Here is a 2,402-nt window from a genome sequence, read left to right as displayed (position 1 = left end):
CCAGCTTTACGGCCTTGATGGCGATGGCCAGCTGCAGCAGCGTCGCGATCGCGTCGGGCGGGACCGCGGACACCACACCCGACAAGGCGTTGATCACTTCGAGCATGCCGACGCCGACACCGGACCCGGCCTCCAGGACGTGCAGGAGCGCCTCGGCGACGTTCTCCAGGGTGTCCCACACCACGGGCCCGTTCTCGGCGGCGTAGTCCATCCACCGCGACAGGCCGCTGTTGTCGAGCTGCCCAGACTGAGCCTTGGCCAGGAACTCCGTCAGCCCGTCGACGGCGTCGCGCATGGTCCGCTCGGAGAACGCCGTCACCCGCTCGGCGAGCGCGTCGAACCCGGGCGTCGAGACGGCGCCGCCCACGAGGGTGATCAGCCGGTCGAACTGGCCCGACGCGTCCCTGACGAGACCGCTCGTCTTGGGCAGCAGCGCATTGGTGACAGCCACACCCTTGGTGAACGGGCCCATCACGTCACCGGACAGAGAGTCGGACCACTCCTGGTAGCTGTCCTTCAGCAGGCCCACCGCGGCGGCGGCCTCGCGCGTGGGGCGGGGCAGGGCCTCCAGCTGCCGCTGGTACTCAGCCTGTGCCTGTGCTGCCTCCTGCGAGGCGGCCCCACTCGCCGACACCGCGTCCTGCCACGCGTCGTGCGCCTCGGCCGCCTCGCTGATGGCGCCGATCTGCGGGCCCACCGCGAGCGCGTAGGCGCCCGCGGCCAGCGCGACAGCCCCGAGCTGCGCGGCGAGCGCGGCCGCCGAGCCGGCCAGCCCCGCCACCGCCGGGATAGCCGCGGGGGCGAGCGAGACCAGGTTCGCCCGCAGCGCCTCGCCCAGCCGTCCGGACGCCTGCGACAGATCGTCGAAGCGTCCGCGGACCTGAGCGGCCCGGTCATCGACGAGGCGCTGCGCATCGGCCAGGGACAGGAAGCGGCCTTGCAGGTCGCGCAGGTTGCCGTCGGCGTCCGCGTTGATGCCGGCCAGCCGCAACCGCAGCCGGTCCGCCGAGTCGGCGGTCCCGTTCATGACCCGGGACAGATCGTCGCGTCCCGCGAGGGTGAAGAGCAGGCGCGTCACGGCTCACCCTCTCGTCAGCGGCTGGCTGTGTGCTGGTCGATCCAGGCGACCAGGCGCAGGAACCGGTCGACGGTCAGCGCGTCGACTTCTGACGGCTGCATGTGCAGGTAGTGCATCAGCAGTGGCTCGTACGCGTAGATCAGGCCCCGGAGTCCGGGCGGGCCCGAACCAAGTGGCCTTTTCCCAGAGCGTCGAGCGCGGCGTCCACATCGGCGCGGTCGACGGCGAGCTTGCGCAGGTGCGGCAGCATCACGTCGATGGAGGAGTCCTCGCCCTTGCCGAGCGCCTCGCTCATGATGTTCGTCAGCACCTCGTCGATCTCGCTGCGTTCGATGCGCGCCGACAGGCGGCGCCGCCAGCCCGGCACATCGAACTCGGCGAACGCCAGGCCCGGTGTGTCGCGGCGGCGCACCGCCCACAGCACGGCCCGCATCGCGGTGGGGTCCTGGCCGCGCAGCCGGTCCTCGACGGCACGCCACGGCAGGTCCCCCATGGCCTCCTCGATGGAGGCCGCCTCGATCGCCGACAGGTCATCGGTCGACACTCGCTCGGTCGTGCCGTCGTCCCGCGTGTAGGAAATGATCATCCCTGGTCCCTGGTCTCTCTCATTGGAGGTCGCGGCGGACGTCGTCCAGCACCCGCGCCACCTCGGCCCGCATCCGCGGCGTACCGGCCTGTACCGTGCGCGACCACCAGCCGGCGGGCCGGGCCCACTGCGTGGCCCACCGCTTGCGATTGCCGAACACGGGGTGTCGCACTCGGCCGGTCTCGATCACCCACGGCATGTTCCGCAGGTCCGCAGGCAGCAGGGAGCGGTCAATCCACACGCGGGCGCCCGGACTCGCGCCCTGCCGGACACTGATCCGCACCGCACCCGCCAGTGTTGCGCGCAGAGGCCGAGTTGTCGGCGACGGGCCGCCCCGCACACCGCGGCCCGGGCCCGGCAACTGAACCGTGCGGATGGCGCGCTGCAGATCCTTGTGCAGGGGCTCGGCCGCACGGCGGATACGGCGGGCGGTGTTGCGCCGCAGCCGCGGCCCGCCCGCCGCACGCAGACGCCGCGACAGCTCCACCAGCTGGCCCGTGCCCAGGATCTGCACCGATCCAGTCATCAGGACGCTGCCGGGATCGTCACGTTCTCCGCAGGCTCGGACGTCATCGCGAACTGGGCCATGATCTGTGCCGCTGCGTCCAGCTCCCGCACCTTGGCCTGCGAGGTGACCGTGACCGGGTAGACGTCCATCGTCTGCCCCGGCACGTCGCCCTCGTCCATCCACACGATGAATCCCGTCGCCTCCCGGGTCAGCAGGGTGCGCACGTCGTC

4 protein-coding genes are annotated in these 2,402 nt (G+C 71.8%); all 4 read right to left on the bottom strand.

Going from position 1 to position 2,402, the window contains the following annotated elements:
* Positions 1-1,078: hypothetical protein (locus ACFYWL_RS31025; protein WP_386980341.1), on the bottom strand; the 1,078-nt coding region annotated here is incomplete at its 3' end.
* Positions 1,079-1,217: 139 nt separating this feature from the next.
* Entirely contained in the window at positions 1,218-1,664 is a 447-nt protein-coding gene (locus tag ACFYWL_RS31020) for a hypothetical protein (RefSeq protein WP_386980338.1), read from the bottom strand.
* A 19-nt stretch (positions 1,665-1,683) separates the two neighbouring features.
* The gene (locus ACFYWL_RS31015) at positions 1,684-2,190 is read right to left on the bottom strand and encodes a hypothetical protein (RefSeq protein WP_386980335.1); all 507 of its coding nucleotides are present in this window, start codon (positions 2,188-2,190) and stop codon (positions 1,684-1,686) included.
* A partial coding sequence (locus tag ACFYWL_RS31010; RefSeq protein WP_386980332.1) for a hypothetical protein occupies positions 2,190-2,402 on the bottom strand: 213 nt, incomplete at its 5' end. The genes ACFYWL_RS31015 and ACFYWL_RS31010, both read right to left, overlap by 1 nt.

The organism is Micromonospora sp. NPDC002575, from assembly GCF_042889525.1.
Classification (GTDB): Bacteria; Actinomycetota; Actinomycetes; order Mycobacteriales; family Micromonosporaceae; genus Micromonospora; species Micromonospora carbonacea.
The sequence above is the reverse complement of the archived record's forward strand: the minus strand, read 5'-3'. Positions and strand labels throughout refer to the sequence as shown.

Coding starts and splice junctions, on each gene's coding strand:
- ACFYWL_RS31020 (WP_386980338.1), bottom strand. CDS start 1,664: ATGATCATTTCCTACACGCGGGACGACGGCACGACCGAGCGAGTGTCG.
- ACFYWL_RS31015 (WP_386980335.1), bottom strand. CDS start 2,190: ATGACTGGATCGGTGCAGATCCTGGGCACGGGCCAGCTGGTGGAGCTG.